The following is an 18,427-nucleotide window of genomic DNA, read 5'->3' as shown; positions in this document are numbered from 1 at the left end:
GTTCTTGTCCGTCTGAACAACGGGGGAGCCGTGGCCCCGGTCACGCGTGAGCGGAGGCGGAATCGCGGCGCCGGGGAACGCTCATGCCCAAGCTCCGCGCCCCGCACCGCCCGTAGTGCAGAAACGGTGCGCCGGACGGCGAACTCCCGCAACGGTTCCGGGAGTTTCTTCACGATGTCGGAACTTCTCTGGAACAAAACCCCGATAGCGGCCAACCATCACCCACCCGAGCCGGTCTAGCCAGTGACAGACGGTAAGTCGGGGGATGAACGCTCTACAAGCGTGGGAGTCGGGGCAGAATGCACATCTCGTTTCTGATCAACAGCGGGTACGGCATGGGGGGAACGATCCGCACCACGTTCAATCTGGCGCGGACGCTGGCCGAACAGCATGACGTGGAGGTCGTATCGGTCTTCCGCTACCGGGACAGGCCGTTCTTCGACCCCGGTCCGGGGGTGCGCCTGCGGTCGCTGGTCGACATGCGCCGCCACAGCCCGGCCTACGAGGGCGACGATCCCGAACACGCCCTGCCCGCCCGGGTGTTCCCGGCAGGCGACGGACGGTATCCGCAGTACAGCGCGCTCACGGACCGCCGCATCGGCGAGTATCTGGGCACTACCACGGCGGACGTCGTCATCGGCACCCGTCCCGGGCTCAACGCGCACATAGCCCGCCAGACGCGCCGCGGCCCGGCCCGCATCGGCCAGGAGCACCTCACCATCTCCACGCATCCGGCGCGGCTGAAGCTGATGCTCCGCGACACCTATCCGCGGCTGGACGCCGTCACCACGGTCACCGAGGCCGACGCACGCGACTACCGCCGGATTCTGCGGCTGCCGGGTGTACGCGTCGAGGCGCTGCCCAACAGCGTGCCCGCCCCCGGCGTAAGGCCCTCCGACGGCACCGGGAAGTGGGTGGTGGCGGCCGGAAGGCTCGCACCCGCGAAGCGCTACGACGTGCTGATACGTGCCTTCGCGCAGGCCGCGGCCGAACGTCCCGACTGGGGACTGCGCATCTACGGCAACGGCCGCGAACGCGACCGGCTCCGTGCCCTCATCGACGAACTCGGCCTGTACAACCATGTGTTCCTGATGGGGCCCGCACATCCCATCGAGGCCGAATGGGCCAAGGGCGCGATAGGGGCGGTCACTTCGAGCCTGGAGTCGTTCGGCATGACCATCGTCGAAGCGATGCGGTGCGGACTGCCGGTGGTGGCGACCGACTGCCCGCACGGGCCGAAGGAGATCATCCGCGACGGCGTCGACGGGCTGCTCGCCCCCACGGGCGACGTACCGGCGATCTCCGGGGCGCTGCTGCGCCTCATGAACGACGACGCACTGCGGCAGCGCATGGGGCAGGCCGCGCTGGCCTCCTCCGCCCGCTTCGACCCCGCGCGGGTGGGCGCGCGCTACGAGGAGCTGCTGACCGCTCTGACCGTACGGCACGGCGGCGCGGTGCACAGGGCGCGAGCGGCGCTCCTCGGCGGTGCCTACGCGGCCAAGGACGCCCTCGTCGGCATGAGACCGGCCCTGGCGGGAGGACGAGCATGAGCACACACGTCACCGGCGGGCCCGGAGCGATACGCAAGGCACGGACGGCGAACGGACGGCTCCGCAAGGGCTCCTCCGCCACGCCTCCGCTCCCGTCGCGGCTCGCGCCGCACACCGCGTCGCCCAGGCCGTCCGCGGCCCCGGCCTCGGTCCCTTCCTCGTCCGCGTCGCCGCCGAGTCCCGTGCCCCCGCACCCTCGTGCCGACTGCACCGCCGACAGCGCGGGCGGCCTGACCTTCGACGTACGACTCGGCGACGTGCTCCCCGCCGGGTCCGGCGCCGGGCCCGACGCCGGGCCCGACGAAGGACCCGAGGAAGGACTCACCGGCGGCGCACCGGCGGCCAGGCCGCCCGACGACGCCGCCCTGCTGCTTCGGTTGCGCGATGGCGAAGGCCCCTCCGGCACCGTGCGGCTGCCGCTCGCCCCGGCCGAGTCGGAGGGCACCTTGCGCGCCGTGCTGCCGAGCATCATGAGCCTCCCCGAGGGCCGCTGGGACGCCTATCTCGCCCTCGGCGACGAAGAGCCCCGCCGCCTGCTGCCCGGCGTGCACGATCTGCGCTCGCTCATCGGCCGCGTGCCCCGTGAGGGCCGTACGTGGCTGGGAGTGCGCATCCCCTACGCCACCAAGTACGGCAATCTCACGGTCCGTTCATGGCTGCGCTGGCCGCACGCCGAGGCCGGGCCGCTGGAGGTCGCGAACGGGAGCGTGGCCCTGCGCGGCACGCTCCACGGCGCCCGGCTCTCCGCCACGGCCACCCTGGAGGCGCATCCACGCGATCCGGCAGCGGCCCCGGTCAGCGTGCCGCTGCACGAGGACGCCTGCGACCGACGCGACGGCCCCTCCGCGCGGTCCGGCCACGGCACCCCCGTACGGCCCGGCCACGGCACATCCGCACAGCCCGATCACGGCGGGACCGTACGGACGGAACACAGCGGTCCGGCCCCCCGCTTCACCGCCCGGCTGCCCCTGGAGGCCCTGCCGTCGCCGTCCGGACCCCGCGTATGGGATCTGTGGGTGCGCCCGGCCGCCGGGGAGGAGCCGGTGCGTCTCGCCCGGATACTGGACGACGTACCGGACAAGAAGCGGATCTTCAGCTATCCGCCGCAGCGTGTGACGGCCGCTGACGGCTCCGCCGTCTCGGTCAGGCCCTACTACACGCTCGACAACGACCTCTCCATACGCGTGAGTTGTGCGGAGCCGGTGTGAAAGCCCGCATGAGGGCCACTCGTTGGGTCGAGGAGGTGTTCACCCGATGGTTCCCATACTGCTCGTACTGCTTCTGGCTCTGATCCTTTTCGGCGCCGGCTTCGCTTTGAAGGCGCTGTGGTGGATCGCCGTGGCGGTCCTGGTGATCTGGCTGCTCGGCTTCCTGCTGCGCAGCACGGGCGCCGGCGGGAAGAGGGCGCGCTGGTACCGCTGGTAGCCCTCCGGGCGGTCGCTGACAGGGCCGGCAGTGCCCGGCGACCTGGAGCGAGCCGACTCGTGAAAGCAGTGCCGGGCGCCTCGTGCGCCGGCACCAGGAAGATGTGAGCCGTCACCGGTTGCGGACGAAGGGTGTCCGCAACCGGTGACAGACTCATGACCATGGTCGAGACCTCGGCACGACTGCTGCGTCTGCTCTCACTTCTCCAGTCCCCGCGCGAATGGTCCGGCGCCGAACTGGCCGAACGGCTCGGTGTCACGCCGCGCACGGTGCGCCGCGACGTCGACCGGCTGCGCGGCCTGGGCTACCCGGTGCACTCCAGCACGGGCACGGCAGGCGGCTACCAGTTGGGCGCCGGTGCCCAACTGCCGCCGCTGCTGCTGGACGACGAGGAGGCGGTGGCCGTCGCCGTGGGCCTTCGCGGCGCCGCGAGCGGGGGCGTACAGGGCATCGAGGAGTCGTCCGACCGCGCGCTGGCCAAGCTCGAACAGGTGCTGCCCCACCGGCTGCGCCGCCGCGTCAACGCGCTGAACGCCTACACCGTCCCTCTGACACGCGCCCACCGGGGACCGGCCGTGGAGGCGTCCGTCATCACCGAACTCGCCCACGCCTGCCGCGATCACCAGCAGCTTCGCTTCTCCTACGAGACCCACGACGGCACCGTGGGGCGGCGCATCGTGGAGCCGCACCGGCTGGTGAGCACCCATCGGCGCTGGTATCTCGTCGGCTGGGACACCGAGCGGGAGGACTGGCGCACCTTCCGGCTCGACCGCATCACGCTCACGCCCCCGCACGGCCCGCGCTTCGCCCCGAGACAGCCGCCGGCCGAGGATCTCGCGGCGTGGGTGTCCGAAGGCGTGGCAGTGCGTGCGTATCCGGCGCAGGTGACGGTGCTGCTGCGCGTGCCGATCGAGCAGGCTGCCGGGGCGGTCACGATTTCGACGGGCGCACTGGAGGCGGTCGACGAGCAGAGCTGTCTGCTGCGTACGGGCGGGCCGTCGCTCGAAGTCATCCTTCCCTACATCCTGATGCTCGGATTCGACTTCGAAGTACGAGCGCCCGAGGGGTTGTTCACCCAGGTCAGGGCCTTGCGGGACAGGCTTGACCGGGCGCTGGGCGGAAGTTGAGGACCCGCTTCCTCTTCTTTGCCGCGCGTGTCCTTCTCTCCACTCGTCTCGTTCGACTCTCGACGTCTCTCTCAACTCCGCGTTCTGTGCGCCGAGTCACTTCCTTCCCGCTCGCTTCCCGTCCCGTTCCGTACGTCTCCTCCTTCCACAGGAGGATGTCCGTAGCGGGACGGGACACGAAGGGCGGGAAGGCTCGTTACGCCGGAATTGTGCAAGCGGTTGCAACTCACAAGTCCCGTTTGCCTCCGTAGAGTTACCGGACCCCGGAGTCCCCGCAGGAATTCGGAACGCTCTCCGCCATTTCCGGCGGCAGGCCGGGAAGCGAATTCCGGTTGAGGAATCCAGGGCCGGTGAAGGCGGCAATGGGCGCCGCCGTAGAAGCCCCGTACGAGTGACACGGTGAACGGTGAACGACGCGGGGATGCCTGTGACAAGAGTGTGACGAGCCGACGATACGGCCCGTACTTCCGGCGGTACGGTGGCCGCATGGCACCGGAATCTTCAGCTCAGGACAACCCGCAGGACGACCCGGAGAGCTACGTCGGGCTCACGGCGGAAGCGGCCGAGGAGCGCGCGTACGCACGTGGCTGGACGACCGTGCGCTCGCTGCCGCCGGACGCGATCATCACCATGGAGTATCTGAGCGGGCGCCTGAACTTCGCCGTGGAGAAGAACACGGGGAACGTCGTGCGCTGCTGGAAGGGCTGATCCCGCCCGGCCGTGCGACGCAGCGAGCGGCCCCGGTGCCCGACTCGGGGCACCGGGGCCGCTCGGCGTCCGGCCATGTGCGAGTGTCCGACCCGCCCGGCTCAACGTTCCTGCCCGGCCGCTCACTTGCTGCGCGGCCCGAGATGGGCCGTGCGCGGCTGTGTGCGGTCCGAGTAGGGGCGGTGCGGGCCGGCGGGGGGCTGCGGGCTGACCGGCGCCCGCTCCGCCCGCAGCGGGTGCTGGCGTCCTGGCGCGTGGTGGAGCCTGGCGGCGCCTATGCCCGTGCCCGACGAGGACGACGCGGGCGCACGGCCGCCGATGACGGCCGCCTCGCCGTGCTGTGCCTCGTCCTGCGCCGCCATCTCCTCGGTCGCGAAGCCCCTGCCCGACGGCAGCAGCGACTGCCGGGTGACGGGGGAGAGCGGCGAAGGCACGAGACGACGGCCGGGCACGGTGCTGCGTCCGCGGTCCCTCCACGCCTGTATCCGAGCCTCGGCCCAGGCGATGACCGGTTCCGCCCACGGCAGCCCCAGCAGGATCAGCAGTCCGGCCGCCCAGCCGAGCAGTACGTCGCTGACCCAGTGCGTACCGAGGTAGACCGTGGTCGCGCCGACACCGAGGGCGAAGTTCGCGGCGACCACCGACAGCACCCTGCGGGCCCGCGGAGTGGTGGCCAGATACGCCAGAATGCCCCAGGTCACAACGGCGTTGGCCGTGTGACCCGAGGGGAATATGTCGCCGCCGGCGAAGAGTTCGGCGGATCCGACGGTCGTCGCGTAGTGCGGCCCGAGTCTTCCGAGGCCGATTTTCACAGCGCCCACAGTGACGTTGAGGGCCAGCAGCGCCGTACCGAGCACCAGCAGCGGGCGCAGCGTGCGCTGCCGCCAGGAGCGCCAGCCCAGCCAGGCCGCCACCAGCACGGCGGTCGGGCCACGCTGGCCCAGCACCACGAAGTAGTCGAGGAACTCGTGCACTTGCGGCCACTGCTTGTAGGGCCGGAAGAGCATGACCTGCCAGTCGAGCCGCACCAGATCCGCCCGGACCAGCACGGCGATGACAATCACCGCATAGAGCACCGAAGTGACGCCGAACAACAGCCTGCGGGTTCGGCTCATCCGCGGGACATCGCGGTTGCTCGGTCGCTCGGGCTCTTGTTCAAGCCGGGCGAGTAGTCGGTCGGTACGCACCCAGTCGACGTTACAACGGCTGCGTGAGGTAACCGCACACGCGACGGGCGTTCGTGATGACGATGTGATGTGGAGTGTGTCTCACCAAGGCTTTGTGACGGTGAATTCCCCCAGCTTATCCGGGGTTTAGACGCCGCATTCCGGATGCCCTCGTGCGCCGCCGCGTACATGCCGCACCGTGAATTCCGTTCACCGGCGGTCGATGAGGAATTCGGTTCTTCTTTTCCCATCGGATTCGCCTGCCGCGTCCGGGAGTTGACGCGGAGAAGTGCCGCGGGTCCTTGGACCGGCTGCCGTGCGGCCCGCGGCCGTACGAGCGCGGTGCAGAGCCGGGACGCGAGTGCCGCGACGGCGGCGGCGGTTGATCCGGGACGGCGTACGGCGGCCGTACCGGGGCAGGTTGGCCGCCGTGCCGGGGCCGCACCGAGCCGTCCCGGGGCCGTGCCTCCGCCGTACCGCCGCGGTGCCGCCGCCGTGTGGCGATCCTGCGGTGACCGTGCGGCGAAGGTGCGCTGCGGGGGCCTTGGTGAGATGCGCCACGCGGTCGCCTGACAGACTCGCGTACCCTGACGGCCACTCGTCCCTTCTCCGGGCGCCCTCGCGTACGCCCCCGCTCGCCGGGGAAGCCGCGGGAGCGGACCCGGTGATCCCCCCACCTTGAAGGAGCGAGCGCGAGAGGAGGTGCGCAGATGTCCGGGACGACCACGGCCGGAGCCGGGGAGACGGCGGACGCCGCGCACGCGGCTGCCCGGCCCCTCGCCGGTGCCGCGCCCCGCGTGAACCGCTGGACCGTCCTCGTCGTCCTCTGCGCGAGCCTGCTGCTGGTCGCCATCGACGCCACGGTGCTGCACGTGGCGGTGCCCGCCGTCTCCGAGGAACTGCGGCCGGGCTCCGTCGAGCTGCTGTGGATCGTGGACGCCTATCCGCTGGTGTGCGCGTCCCTGCTGATCCTCTTCGGCACGCTGGGCGACCGCGTGGGACGACGACGGGTGCTGCTCTTCGGCTACGCCTTCTTCGCGGGAGCCTCGGCCCTGGCCGCCTACTCACAGACACCGGGCATGCTCATCGGGGCACGGGCCCTGCTGGGCGTCGGCGGCGCGATGATCATGCCCGCGACGCTCTCGATCCTCCGCCACGTCTTCCCCGACCGGCGTGAGCGGGCCGTCGCCATCGGCATCTGGAGCGCCGTCGCCGCCGTGGGAGCCGCGGTCGGCCCGCTCGTCGGCGGGCTGCTGCTGGAGCACTTCTGGTGGGGCTCGGTCTTCCTGGTCAATCTGCCGCTGATGGCGGCGGGATTCCTCGTCGGGCGCTGGCTGCTCCCGGAGTCCACCGGCTCCCGCGAGGGCCCCTGGGACGTGCTGGGAGCGGTCGTCGCCGCGGCCGGTCTCTTCGGCGTCATCCTCGGCGTCAAGCACGCAGGAGGCGGCCATCCCTTCTCGCCGTCGACGGCCGTGCCGCTGCTTACCGGTGTGGTTCTGCTCGGGGTGTTCGTACGCAGGCAGCGGCGGCGCACGTATCCGCTCATCGACGTCCGTACGGTCGCGCGGCGGGCTTTCGGCACCTCCGTGGGCTGCATCGTGCTCACGGTGCTCGCCCTGGTGGGCCTGGCCCTGATCGCCGCGCAGTATCTGCAACTCGTGCTCGGCCTCTCGCCGCTACAGACCGGACTGCGGCTGCTGCCGCTGTCGCTCGCGGCGATCGCCGCCGGGCTCGCGGGCTCCCGGCTGCTGGGTCTGCTGGGGCCGCGGCGCATGGTCGTCCTCGGCTTTCTGCTCACGATCGTCGCCGTGCTCGCCCTCACGGGGCTCGGACAGCAGGACAAGCCCGCACTGCTCGTCGGAGGCTTCGTAGTGCTGGGCTTCGGGCTGGAGACCACGCTCTTCGGCTGCTACGAGTCCATGCTCAACGAGGCGCCTCCGTCCCGCTCCGGCGGTGCGGCGGCGATCGGCGAGACGGCGTACCAGCTCGGCGCCGGCATGGGAATCGCCGTGCTCGGCAGCGTGATGAACGCGGCGTACGCGCCCGGTGTGCGCGATGTGCCGGGCGTCTCCGCCGCCGCTAAGGGCGACGCGAGCCACTCGCTGGGCGAGGCTTACGGGATCGCACACCGGCTCGGCGGCTCGGCGGGGGAGGCGCTGCGCTCGGCGGCGCGCGAGGCGTTCGTACACGGCATGCATGTGACGCTGATCGCCAGCGCCGTGCTGCTGCTGTTCGGGGCGCTGGCGGCGCTGAGGCTGCCGCGCACGATGGAGAACGGGAGCGCGAGCGACGAGGCCGTCGAGGCGGCCGACATCGAGGCGGTCGAGGGGGAGGCGGTCGCCGCGGAGGCGGTCGGTACGGAGGCGGTCGGTACGGAGGCCGCGGAGGCGGCCGGTGCCGGGGCCGCGGAGGCGGCTGCGGGCGACGGGACCGGGTCCGTCACCCCGGGCGGCCGGGACGAGCGGCGCGTCACGGCGGCGGCGGTGCGCGGACGGCTGCCACGTCAGGCCGACCGCAGCCGGCAGCGGAACGGGAAGGTCCCCGCGTCGTCCGGCGACTCCGTGAACCGCGACGGAAGCGGCCACACGAGCGCGAACGGCAAGGGCGAGGGGCATGGCGTCCAGGGTGCCCGTGGCGGCGACCAGACGAACGGCCACGGGCGTGACGGCCGTGACGCGCGGGAGCACCGTGCTTCTCGCGACACGGGACAGGGCGGCGGCAGCGACCTGCTGCCGAGCGGCAGCACCCGGCCCTGATCGAACGAGCCCGCCCGAACCGGCCGGACCCGACCGGTCCGACTCGACACCGGCCCCGACCCGACGCTGGTCCGCCCCGACGCTGTTCCGACTCAACGGGTGGAACCGGGCTTTGAAGCGACGCCGAAGCGGCGCTGAAGCGGTGCTGAACCGAACTCCGGGGGGAGAGGCCCGACTTCGCCGTGCGGGCCCGGTCAGCTCTGGTTGAAGAAGCCGCCCTCCGCCGCACGGCGGTTCTCGTTGCCGACGATCTTGTAGTCGTCCGGCGTCAGCAGGAAGACCCGCGTCGCGACCCGTTCGATGGATCCGCGCAGTCCGAAGGTGAGTCCGGCCGCGAAGTCCACGACGCGCTTGGCGTCCGCCGACTCCATCATCGTGAGGTTGATGATGACGGGCACGCCGTCGCGGAACAGTTCGCCGATGCCGCGTGCGTCGCGGAAGCCGTCGGGCGTGACCGTCGCGATCCGGGTGCCCTGATCCTGTGCGGCCTCCGCCGTCACCCGGATCCGCGGGTCCGTGACCCAGGGCTCCTGGGCGGCGTCCCCGGGCTCCGGCCCTTCGGCGTAGTCGTCGTCGTAGTAACGCATTTCGCTGTCGTCGACGAGGCCCAGCCAGGCACTCGCCTTGCGCACCGATCCCATGGACGCCTCCTCTCCTCTGCGCGGTCCGTCCGCAGTCACATCGAGCAGCTCCCCCCGGAGTCCGCATCTCTATGGTCGTCCATGATGCGGATGTTGCGCCAAGTGGATACATGCCCAGAACTGGATTCGTGACGGTACTGGTGCAGAACATATGGCGCCGGGTCAAGGAACTTGTGGGGCACGCGTGGTGACGGTGTGCAGGTTGTGCACCTCCTGCCGGGTGCCGGCCGGGGGGCGGACGGGTGCGGGGCAGCCCCTGCACCATGGTGTCCTGCCGCCTTTGTGATGCCGCTCTGCGACGCGTGCGAAACACTGTGCGAGGTGTCAACAGCAAGGCGGAGAAGGGGTGTTCGGGTCCGCGCTCGGGTTTTGTGGCCCATGTTCCGCCGGTCTTCCGCGAGTTGAGGGGCTGTCGGACCGTTCGGAAGCGGGCGCCGTCCGGACGCCCACCGCCGCACCGCCGAAGTCCCGGGGCCGTCCTCCGTGATCGCTTCGCGCCCGTCGTCGGCGGACGTCCCCGTCCGGCCCGGCGGAGGCCGCCGGAAACCCGAAGTCGTTACCCCGCTGAGACATACGCGCTGAGACTTACGCATTGAGTCATGCGTGTTGAGTCCTACGCACTGGGACATACGCGCTGGGACACGCGCTGGGACATACGCGCTCAGACAAACGCCGGCAGCCGCCGAATCGCAGCAGACGCACCCGCACTTGCTTTCCCCGCCCGGAGAACGAAACGAAATCCCGTATCTAGAACAGCAATCGGCGGACAGAACGGGACAAGTGCGCTTGTTGCGGCAGTTGAGGCCATCATCTTCCGTTGTCGTCCCTTGCATTCAAACAAGGGATCGACGTTGTCAGTTGTGATGTGTACGGTCGACCTGCGGCAGCCCGGCTTTTCACCGGTCGCCGCCGACTCGGCCTTGTGCGGAAACAGTCGTTCTCGTAATACTCGTTGGTACGAGTTGGCATGGACGCGACCTCATCGGGCAAGCAAGGCCGTGTCCGTACTTCCTCCGGGGCCTCCCCCAAAAAATGCAAGGGCGGCCTCAACCCCCCACTGGAGGTTCAGAGTTGAAGAAGATATCGAAGCGGCAGATGGTCATAGCGGGCGCGGGTGTCGCAGCGCTCGTCGCCGGATCGCTGACCCTGTCGACGGCCAACGCTGCGGAAGACAGCGCGCCGAGCCTCAAGACGCTCTCCAGCACGTCTGCTTCGAAGCTCGCCTCGAAGCTCACCTCGGACATCAAGGGTGACGCGGGCTCGTTCTACGACGCGAAGGCCAAGAAGCTCGTCGTCAACGTCACGGACCAGGCCGCCAAGGAGAAGGTCGAGGCGGCGGGCGCCGAGGCGAAGATCGTCCAGCACACCATGGCCCAGCTCAACTCGGTCAAGGACGCCTTCACCGCGAAGGAGATCGCCGGTACCGCTCGTGTCGTCGACGTCAAGACCAACAAGGTCGTGATCACCGCCGACAAGACGGTCAAGGGCGAGAAGCTCGCGCAGCTCAAGAAGCAGGCCAAGGCCGAGGGCAGCAAGGTCGAACTGAAGCGCAGCGCGGGCAAGTACACCACCAAGATCGCCGGTGGCGACGCCATCCACGGTGACGGCGGACGCTGCTCGCTCGGCTTCAACGTCACCCTCGACGGCAAGCCGGCCTTCCTCACCGCGGGCCACTGCACCACGGCCATCGCGAGCTGGTCGGACAGCGAGGGCGGCCAGGAGATCGCCAAGAGCGGCGACGGCAAGTTCCCGGGTGCCGACTACGGCATCGCCTCGTACACCGCCGAGGTCGACCACCCGAGCGCCGTGAACCTGTACGACGGCGGCACCCAGGAGATCTCGGGTCCGGCCGAGGCCGAGGTGGGCCAGAAGGTCACCCGCAGCGGCAGCACCACCCAGGTCCACGACGGCACGGTCAAGGCCCTGGACGCCTCCGTCACCTACCCCGAGGGCACCGTCGACGGTCTGATCCAGACCGACGTCTGCGCCGAGCCCGGCGACAGCGGCGGCTCCCTCTTCGCCGGTGACAAGGCTCTGGGCATGACCTCCGGCGGCAGCGGCGACTGCTCCGCCGGTGGCGAGACCTTCTTCCAGCCGGTGACCACGGCCCTCGAGGCCACGGGTGCTCAGCTTCCCTGACGCATCCGGCGCCTTCGGCGCATCCGAGGCCTCCGGTGTGAACTCGCGCTGAACTGCGTCGAGTTCGCACCGGGTGCCTCCCGCCCGGCGACGGGCACTGTCACTCATGCGGAACCCCCGGGCGCTGCCCGGGGGTTCCGTCGTTTCGTTGTTTCTGCCGTTTCTGCCCTTTCCGCGTTTCTGCCGTTTCCGTCGCTGCTATGGGCAGTCACCCGGTCATGGCACTCACTCCGCGGCGACCAGCTCCGCGATCTGCACCGCGTTCAGTGCGGCGCCCTTGCGGAGGTTGTCGTTCGAGAGGAAGAGAGCGAGGCCGTGCTCGGCGGTCTCGTCCGTACGGATGCGGCCGACGTAGCTGGCGTCCTTGCCCGCCGCCTGAAGGGGCGTGGGGATGTCGGACAGCTCCACGCCCGGCGCCGCCGCCAGCAGTTCACGGGCGCGCTCCGGTGTGATCGCCCGCTCGAAACGGGCGTTGACCTGGAGGGAGTGGCCGGTGAAGACCGGGACGCGCACACAGGTCCCGGAGACCTTCAGGCCTGGGATGCCGAGGATCTTCCGGCTCTCGTTGCGGAGCTTGTGCTCCTCGTCCGTCTCGTCCAGGCCGTCGTCGACGATCGAGCCGGCCATCGGCAGCACGTTGAAGGCGATCGGGCGCGCGTACTTGTCCGGCTCGGGGAAGTCGACGGCGTCGCCGTCGAAGGTGAGGCGAGTCGCGTCGCTCTCGACGGCCTTGCCCGCCTGCTCGTTCAGCTCGGCGACGCCTGCGAGGCCGCTGCCGGAGACCGCCTGGTACGTGGCGACGACGAGACCCGTCAGCCCCGCCTCGTCGTGCAGCGGGCGCAGCACGGGCATGGCCGCCATGGTGGTGCAGTTCGGGTTGGCGATGATGCCCTTCGGGCGGTTCCTGGCGGCCTCCGGGTTCACCTCGGAGACGACGAGCGGCACTTCGGGGTCGAGCCGCCAGGCGGAGGAGTTGTCGATGACGACCGGGCCCTGCGAGGCGACCTTCTCCGCGATGGCCTTCGACGTGGAGCCGCCCGCGGAGAACAGCACGATGTCCAGCCCCGAGTAGTCGGCCGTGGCCGCGTCCTCGACGGTGACCTCGCCGCCCTGCCAGGGCAGGGTGCGCCCGGCGGAACGGGCGGAGGCGAACAGACGCAGCTCCTCGACGGGGAGTTTCCGCTCGGCCAGAATCTCCCGCATCACGCTGCCGACCTGGCCGGTGGCTCCGACGATCCCGATCCTCATGGGGCTCCTTCTGTGCTGTTTCCGTCGTGTCCCGATTGCGGTGTGCATGCGGGGTGGCTTCCCCTGCCTTCGGCGGGGAGGCACCAGGCCGGCGCCTTCCGGGGGCGCAGGCTCTTCTACCCTGCACTGCCGCCTCTACGATCGGCCACTTCTTTGACATCGGTCACACGGGGGCCGTACGGGCGGGGAGGCGGGAGCCCGGCGACGGGGGCCGCGGGCCTGCCCGGTGACCGTTTGGCGGCGCGATGACGTGGGCCGACACTGGGAACGGAGGAGGTGTACGTGATGCGTAAGGTGGCCGACTGCCGGGACTATCCCAGCGAGATGAACTGCACCCTGAGGATCTCGGGCGAGGAGGAGGAAGTGGTACGTGCCGCCGGTGAGCACGCCGCTTCCGTGCACGGGCACGCCGACACCCGCGAACTGCGTGAGCAGATCCGCTCCATGCTCAAGGACGACGTACCGCAGCACGCCTGAGTCCGCCGGGGTCCTGGGTCCGCCGGGGTCCTGGGTCCGCCGGGGCCCTGATTTCGTGACGCCCTGAGTCCCGGTGCTCTGAGCCCTGGGGTCCTGACTTCCCGGGTCTCCGGGGCCGGGTTTCTGGGCTCCCGGCCGGGCTGGAAAACCCGCAACCGGCCGTCGTGGGGCGGCCGTTCGAACCTGCCGCCCGGCGGCGGCCTCCTCCGGCCGCGTACCGCCGATGAGCTGCGGAGAGACATCACACGCACTACTCGAACGCGAGTTCGAGAGCTGGTCTATGGTGGGTGTGTGCCTGAGGACGGGCCAAGGTGCGGATGCGGCGGGAGGTGCGTGCGATGCCGGGATTCGTGCACCTGCATGTCGCCTCCGGGTTCTCCATGAGATACGGGGCCTCACACCCCGAGACGATCGCCGAACGGGCCGCCGAACGCGGCATGGACGCGGTGGCGCTCACCGACCGCGACACCCTCGCCGGAGCGGTCCGCTTCGCGCGTGCGAGCGCGGGCGCGGGCGTACGTCCGGTGTACGGGGTGGATCTGGCCGTGGCGGAGCGGCCGGAGAAGAGGACCGCGGTACGCCGCCGCCGTACGCCCGTCAGGGGCGGTGCCTTCATCGACGAACCGGCGCAGCGCGTGGTCTTCCTCGCCGGCAGGGGAGCCGCCGGATGGGAGCTGCTGTGCCGGCTGGTCACCGCGGCGCACTCCGGCGGCGGCGAGCGCCCCCGGCTGGAGTGGGAGGACCTGGCGGAGATCGCCGGCGGGACGGGCGCCGGCGCGGCGGCAGGCGCGGGCAGAGGCGCGGGCGGAGGTGCCGCACGCTCGCACACAGGCTCCGGAGCCGACGCCCTGACCGTGCTGCTGGGCCCCGAGTCCGACGTCGGCCGTGCACTGGCCGCCGGACGCCCCGACCGTGCTGCACGCAGGCTGGACGGCTGGCGGGAGGTCTTCGGCACGGACGCGCTGCGCCTGGAGGTCGCCGGGCACGTTCCGCTGCGGGAGTCCGCGCGGATGCTGGGGCTCGCGGCGCAGCAGGGGGTCAAGCCCGTACTCGCCAACGGGGTGCGTTACGCCGACCCCAGCCAGGGCCCGGTCGCCGACGTACTGGACGCGGCACGCCGCCTGGTTCCCGTGGACCCGCGGAAGGGGCTGGACGGCGGCGAGCGGTGGCTCAAGGGCCCGGAGCCCATGGCGGCTGCCGCGGAACGCATCGCACAGGCCGCGGGTTTCCGCGGCGACACCGCGAAGCGGCTGCTGGCGCTGACGCTGGAGACCGCCGAGGGCTGCCGCGTCGACCCGCAGGACGACATCGGCATCGGGCGGGTGCACTTCCCGGAGCCGTGGCTGGTCGGCGCCGGCGGCGGCAGAAGCGCCGAGCGCGTGCTGCGTTCGCGGTGCGCGGCCGGCATGGTCGCCCGCCGCTACGAGGGCCATCGGAAGCGCTGGGACCGGCTCGAACACGAGCTGCGGATCATCGAAGGGCTCGGTTTCTCCTCGTACTTCCTCACCGTCGCGAAGGTGGTCGAGGACGCACGGGCGATGGGGGTGCGGGTCGCGGCGCGCGGCTCGGGCGCCGGTTCCCTGGTCAACCATCTGCTGGGCATCGCACACGCCGACCCCCTCGAACACGGCCTGCTGATGGAGCGGTTCCTCTCGCCGCGCCGCGGAGCGCTGCCGGACATCGACATCGACGTGGAGTCGGCACGGCGGCTGGAGGTCTACCGTGCGATCTTCGACCGCTTCGGCGAGGAGCGCGTCGCCGCCGTCGCCATGCCGGAGACCTACCGGGTGCGGCACGCGATCCGCGACGTGGGCGCGGCGCTGAGCATGGACCCCGCCGAGACCGACCGGCTCGCCAAGTCGTTCCCGCACATACGGGCACGAGACGCGCGTGCCGCACTCGACGAACTCCCCGAGCTGCGCGGCGTGGACGCCGAGCAGTACGGGCCCCGCTTCTGGGATCTGGTCGAGTCGCTGGACGCGCTGCCACGCGGAATCGCCATGCACCCGTGCGGGGTTCTGCTCTCGGACTCCTCGCTGCGCGCCCGTACGCCCGTGGTGCCCACCAGTGGCGAGGTGCCCCTCAGCCCTCCGGGGTCGGGGAGCGCGCCCATCGGGATGTCGCAGTTCGACAAGGACGACGTGGAGGAGATGGGGCTGCTGAAGCTGGATGTGCTGGGGGTGCGCATGCAGTCGGCGATGGCGCACGCGGTCACCGAGATCGAACGGGCGGGCGCCGGCCGCGTCGTGCTCGACGAGGTGCCGGAGGGCGATCCGAAGACGTATGCGCTGATCCGTTCCGCCGAGACGCTCGGCTGCTTCCAGATCGAATCGCCGGGACAGCGCGATCTGGTGGGGCGGCTGCAACCGGAGAGCTTCCACCATCTCGTCGTCGACATCTCGCTGTTCCGGCCGGGTCCGGTAGTCGCCGACATGGTGCGGCCGTTCATCGAGGCGCGGCACGGGCGGAAGCCCGCCGGATATCCGCACCCGGATCTGGAGCCCGCGCTGCGGGAGACGTTCGGCGTCGTGGTCTTCCACGAGCAGATCATCGAGATCCTGTCGGTGATGACCGGATGCGACCGTGCGATGGCCGACGAGGCGCGGCGTGCGCTCTCGGACGGCGAGCGTCAGGGGAGGGTGCGGGCCTGGTTCGCGCAGGAGGCGTCCCGGCGCGGCTACGAGCCCGAAGTCGTCGGACGCACCTGGGAGATCGTGGAGGCGTTCGGCTCGTACGGCTTCTGCAAGGCGCACGCCGTCGCCTTCGCCGTACCGACGTATCAGTCGGCGTGGCTGAAGGCGCACCACCCGGCGGCCTTCTTCGCGGGGGTGCTGGAGCACGATCCGGGGATGTACCCGAAGCGGCTGCTGCTGGCGGACGCGCGCAGGCAGGGGGTGCCGGTGCTGCCGCTGGATGTGAACCGGTCGTCGGCGTCCTATCGGATCGAACTGGTGTCTGATTGCAGGGGTGTTGGGGATGCCGGGCACGCGGCCGCGCCGGACGCCGGTGGGCCGGAGCAGCGGGGGCGGTCCCGCTGGGGACTGCGTCTCGCCCTCTCCGAGGTGCAGGGCATCAGCGAGGCGGACGCGGAACGCATCGCCGCCGGACGGCCCTACGACTCGCTGGCCGATCTCTGGCGAAGGGCACGGCCGCCGCGTCCCGTGGCCGAGAAGCTCGCACAGGTGGGGGCGCTGGACGCCTTCGCGCCCGACGGGAACCGGCGAGACCTGCTGCTCCAGATCGCCGAACTCCACCGCAGACAGCGCGGTTCCGGTGCCCGTGAGGGGCAGCTCGCGCTGGACCATCTGGCTCCGGGCGCCGCCGTACCGGAACCGGCCGGGCTTCCCGACCTCGACGACGGCGAGCGGCTGGGCGCGGAGCTGAGGGTCCTCGGCATGGACGCCTCCCGTCATCTCATGGACGAACACACCGCGTTCCTGCGGGAGTTGGGCGCGCACTCCGCACGCGCGCTGCGCGACGCACGGCACGGCGAGACGGTGCTGGTCGCCGGTGCCAAGGCCGCGACCCAGACGCCGCCGATCCGTTCGGGGCGGCGCGTCATCTTCAGCACCCTCGACGACGGCACCGGACTGGTCGACCTCGCCTTCTTCGACGACAGCCATGCCGCGTGCGCGCACACCGTCTTCCACTCCTGGCTGCTGCTGGTACGGGGAGTGGTGCAGCGGCGGGGCCCGCGCAGCCTCAGCGTGGTCGGGTCGGCCGCGTGGGATCTGGCCGAACTGGCCGAACTGCGCCGCACCGGCGGCCTGGACGCGGTCGCGGCCAGGCTGGCGGAGCCCGCGCCCGTGCCTGAGGGGGAGCAGGAGGGCAGCAAGGGCGAGGGAGACGACGGGGACGACGGGGACAAGCGGGGCGAGGGAGAAGGGGACGAGGGGAAGGAACAGGGGAAGCGGAGGAAGCGGAAGGAGCAGAAGGACGGCGCCGGGGGCCGCACCGTGGAGGTGGCGAAGGGGTACGAGATGCACCCGTGGGCGGACCTGCGTCCCCCCGGTGACGCCGCCGACTCCCCGAAGGCGCTGCGCAAGCTGTGGCACTCCAGTCCGGGGAGCGCGGGATGACCCCCGGGACCGGGACCGGTACGGGGAGCGGGGCCGGTACGGAGACCGGATCTGGGACCGGGGCTGGGACCGGCGAACTCCACGTGCTGTACGTGCACTTCGGGGAGCAGACGGAAGAGGGGTTCTCCGCGCTGCTCGGCCTCCTCGCGGACTTCACCCCCGTGGTGCAGGCGCTGCCGCCCGACGCCGCGCTCGCCGATGTACGGGGTGCGCTGCGCTACTTCGACCGCGACGCACCAGGTCTGGCCCGGCTCGTACGGCTCCGCGCGCTGGCCCTGTACGGCACCGACTGCACCGTCGGGGTCGCCGTCAACCCGCTGCTCGCGCGGATGGCCGCGCACTCCGGGCCGCCGGGATCGGTCCGTGCCGTACGCCCAGAGGAGACCGCCGGGTTCCTCGCGGACAAGCCAGTGGCGGCGCTGCACGGCGTGGGCCCGGCGACGGCCCGCACCCTGTGCTCTTACGGGCTGGACACCGTCGGCCGTGTAGCGCAGGCCGCGCCCGTCACCTTGCAGCGCATCCTCGGCGCGAAGAGCGGGCGCCTTCTCCATGAGCGTGCGCGAGGCGTCGATCCGGCCACCGTGGTTCCGGACGAGCCCGCGGCTTCGGAGAGCGCCGGGTTCCGCTTCGGCCGGGACGAGCTCGATCCGGACGCGCGGCGCCGTGCGCTGCTCACCCTCGCCGACGAACTGGGTTTCCGTATGCGCACCGGCGGCCAGGTGGCCCGCGCGCTGACCCTCACCGTCCGCTACGCCGACCGCTCCGCCACCACGCGCACCCGCAGGCTCGGCGAACCCTCCGCGCACACACCGGTGTTGACCGCCGCCGCCTACGCCCTGCACGACGGGCTCGGGTTGCAGCGGGCACGTGTACGGGCGGTCGGGCTGCGTGCGGAGGAGCTGATGCCCGCCGAACTGGCCGCCCGGCAGCTCTCGTTGGACTCCCGCGAGGAGAAGGCGAGGCGCGCGGAGGCGGCGGCGGACCGTGCGCGGCTGCGGTTCGGCCCGTCGGCGGCGCATCCCGCGGGGCTGTTCCACGACGCGGCGTAGATCCTCGACCACCGTCCGGCCGGCGGCGGTCGGCCCCCCAAGGCGCGGACCCGGGTTCCGCA

General features: G+C 71.3%; 13 protein-coding genes. 10 read left to right on the top strand and 3 right to left on the bottom strand.

The genetic code is table 11. The features are described 5' to 3' along the window. Positions 1 to 299 precede the first annotated feature (299 nt). From MMA15_RS03440 to MMA15_RS03420, 5 genes are all read left to right on the top strand, one after another. Positions 300 to 1,550, top strand: coding sequence for a glycosyltransferase family 4 protein (locus MMA15_RS03440; protein ID WP_241057441.1), 1,251 nt, complete (start codon positions 300 to 302; stop codon positions 1,548 to 1,550). Continuing rightward, the gene (locus MMA15_RS03435; RefSeq protein WP_241057440.1) at positions 1,547 to 2,758 is read left to right on the top strand and encodes a hypothetical protein; all 1,212 of its coding nucleotides are present in this window, start codon (positions 1,547 to 1,549) and stop codon (positions 2,756 to 2,758) included. The genes MMA15_RS03440 and MMA15_RS03435 overlap by 4 nt, the downstream gene beginning before the upstream one ends. 46 nt (positions 2,759 to 2,804) lie before the next feature. Further along, a complete protein-coding gene (locus tag MMA15_RS03430; protein WP_241057439.1) occupies positions 2,805 to 2,975 on the top strand; it encodes a hydrophobic protein in 171 nt (56 codons plus the stop codon). Positions 2,976 to 3,136: 161 nt separating this feature from the next. Then, the gene (locus MMA15_RS03425) at positions 3,137 to 4,102 is read left to right on the top strand and encodes a helix-turn-helix transcriptional regulator (protein ID WP_241057438.1); all 966 of its coding nucleotides are present in this window, start codon (positions 3,137 to 3,139) and stop codon (positions 4,100 to 4,102) included. A 486-nt stretch (positions 4,103 to 4,588) separates the two neighbouring features. Next, positions 4,589 to 4,810: a hypothetical protein gene (locus MMA15_RS03420; protein WP_241057437.1), complete on the top strand. Its 222-nt coding sequence runs from the start codon at positions 4,589 to 4,591 to the stop codon at positions 4,808 to 4,810. Positions 4,811 to 4,932: 122 nt separating this feature from the next. Here MMA15_RS03420 and MMA15_RS03415 read toward each other — a convergent pair whose 3' ends face one another. After that, the gene (locus MMA15_RS03415) at positions 4,933 to 5,997 is read right to left on the bottom strand and encodes a phosphatase PAP2 family protein (protein ID WP_241057436.1); all 1,065 of its coding nucleotides are present in this window, start codon (positions 5,995 to 5,997) and stop codon (positions 4,933 to 4,935) included. Between the two features lie 689 nt (positions 5,998 to 6,686). On the opposite strand from MMA15_RS03415, the gene MMA15_RS03410 reads away from it, so the two are divergent. After that, positions 6,687 to 8,732 (top strand): MFS transporter, encoded by a 2,046-nt coding sequence (locus tag MMA15_RS03410; RefSeq protein ID WP_241057435.1) that lies wholly within the window; start codon positions 6,687 to 6,689, stop codon positions 8,730 to 8,732. 194 nt (positions 8,733 to 8,926) lie between these two features. On the opposite strand, the gene MMA15_RS03405 is transcribed toward MMA15_RS03410, so the two are convergent. Then, entirely contained in the window at positions 8,927 to 9,373 is a 447-nt protein-coding gene (locus tag MMA15_RS03405; RefSeq protein WP_241057434.1) for a cell division protein SepF, read from the bottom strand. Between the two features lie 1,095 nt (positions 9,374 to 10,468). Between MMA15_RS03405 and MMA15_RS03400 the strand changes: the two genes are divergently transcribed. Next, the gene (locus tag MMA15_RS03400; protein WP_241062955.1) at positions 10,469 to 11,512 is read left to right on the top strand and encodes a S1 family peptidase; all 1,044 of its coding nucleotides are present in this window, start codon (positions 10,469 to 10,471) and stop codon (positions 11,510 to 11,512) included. Between the two features lie 225 nt (positions 11,513 to 11,737). Here the strand turns inward: MMA15_RS03400 and MMA15_RS03395 are convergent, their stop codons facing one another. Next, positions 11,738 to 12,760, bottom strand: a complete 1,023-nt coding sequence (locus MMA15_RS03395; RefSeq protein ID WP_241057433.1) for an aspartate-semialdehyde dehydrogenase — start codon at positions 12,758 to 12,760, stop codon at positions 11,738 to 11,740. A 285-nt stretch (positions 12,761 to 13,045) separates the two neighbouring features. Here MMA15_RS03395 and MMA15_RS03390 point away from each other — a divergent pair, with 285 nt between their 5' ends. The 3 genes from MMA15_RS03390 to MMA15_RS03380 all read left to right on the top strand — a co-directional run bounded on the left by MMA15_RS03390 (position 13,046) and on the right by MMA15_RS03380 (position 18,365). After that, on the top strand, positions 13,046 to 13,237 hold the full coding sequence (locus MMA15_RS03390) for a DUF1059 domain-containing protein (protein ID WP_241062954.1): 192 nt from the start codon (positions 13,046 to 13,048) through the stop codon (positions 13,235 to 13,237). A gap of 338 nt (positions 13,238 to 13,575) precedes the next feature. Next, positions 13,576 to 17,316: a DNA polymerase III subunit alpha gene (locus MMA15_RS03385; protein ID WP_241057432.1), complete on the top strand. Its 3,741-nt coding sequence runs from the start codon at positions 13,576 to 13,578 to the stop codon at positions 17,314 to 17,316. Beyond that, positions 17,313 to 18,365 carry a DNA polymerase Y family protein gene (locus tag MMA15_RS03380; RefSeq protein WP_241057431.1) on the top strand — a complete coding sequence of 351 codons (1,053 nt, stop codon included), beginning with the start codon at positions 17,313 to 17,315 and terminating at the stop codon, positions 18,363 to 18,365. The genes MMA15_RS03385 and MMA15_RS03380 overlap by 4 nt, the downstream gene beginning before the upstream one ends. Positions 18,366 to 18,427: the final 62 nt, after the last annotated feature.

The sequence above is a fragment of the Streptomyces marispadix genome (genome assembly GCF_022524345.1).
In the GTDB taxonomy this organism is placed as follows: domain Bacteria; phylum Actinomycetota; class Actinomycetes; order Streptomycetales; family Streptomycetaceae; genus Streptomyces; species Streptomyces marispadix.
The sequence above is the reverse complement of the archived record's forward strand: the minus strand, read 5'-3'. Positions and strand labels throughout refer to the sequence as shown.

What these genes read in the sequence shown, in the direction of transcription:
- MMA15_RS03380 (WP_241057431.1), top strand. Translation starts at nt 17,313, where the DNA reads ATGACCCCCGGGACCGGGACCGGTACGGGGAGCGGGGCCGGTACGGAG.
- MMA15_RS03405 (WP_241057434.1), bottom strand. Translation starts at nt 9,373, where the DNA reads ATGGGATCGGTGCGCAAGGCGAGTGCCTGGCTGGGCCTCGTCGACGAC.
- MMA15_RS03435 (WP_241057440.1), top strand. Translation starts at nt 1,547, where the DNA reads ATGAGCACACACGTCACCGGCGGGCCCGGAGCGATACGCAAGGCACGG.
- MMA15_RS03390 (WP_241062954.1), top strand. Translation starts at nt 13,046, where the DNA reads ATGCGTAAGGTGGCCGACTGCCGGGACTATCCCAGCGAGATGAACTGC.
- MMA15_RS03430 (WP_241057439.1), top strand. Translation starts at nt 2,805, where the DNA reads ATGGTTCCCATACTGCTCGTACTGCTTCTGGCTCTGATCCTTTTCGGC.
- MMA15_RS03400 (WP_241062955.1), top strand. Translation starts at nt 10,469, where the DNA reads ATGGTCATAGCGGGCGCGGGTGTCGCAGCGCTCGTCGCCGGATCGCTG.
- MMA15_RS03420 (WP_241057437.1), top strand. Translation starts at nt 4,589, where the DNA reads ATGGCACCGGAATCTTCAGCTCAGGACAACCCGCAGGACGACCCGGAG.
- MMA15_RS03395 (WP_241057433.1), bottom strand. Translation starts at nt 12,760, where the DNA reads ATGAGGATCGGGATCGTCGGAGCCACCGGCCAGGTCGGCAGCGTGATG.
- MMA15_RS03385 (WP_241057432.1), top strand. Translation starts at nt 13,576, where the DNA reads ATGCCGGGATTCGTGCACCTGCATGTCGCCTCCGGGTTCTCCATGAGA.
- MMA15_RS03440 (WP_241057441.1), top strand. Translation starts at nt 300, where the DNA reads ATGCACATCTCGTTTCTGATCAACAGCGGGTACGGCATGGGGGGAACG.
- MMA15_RS03425 (WP_241057438.1), top strand. Translation starts at nt 3,137, where the DNA reads ATGGTCGAGACCTCGGCACGACTGCTGCGTCTGCTCTCACTTCTCCAG.
- MMA15_RS03410 (WP_241057435.1), top strand. Translation starts at nt 6,687, where the DNA reads ATGTCCGGGACGACCACGGCCGGAGCCGGGGAGACGGCGGACGCCGCG.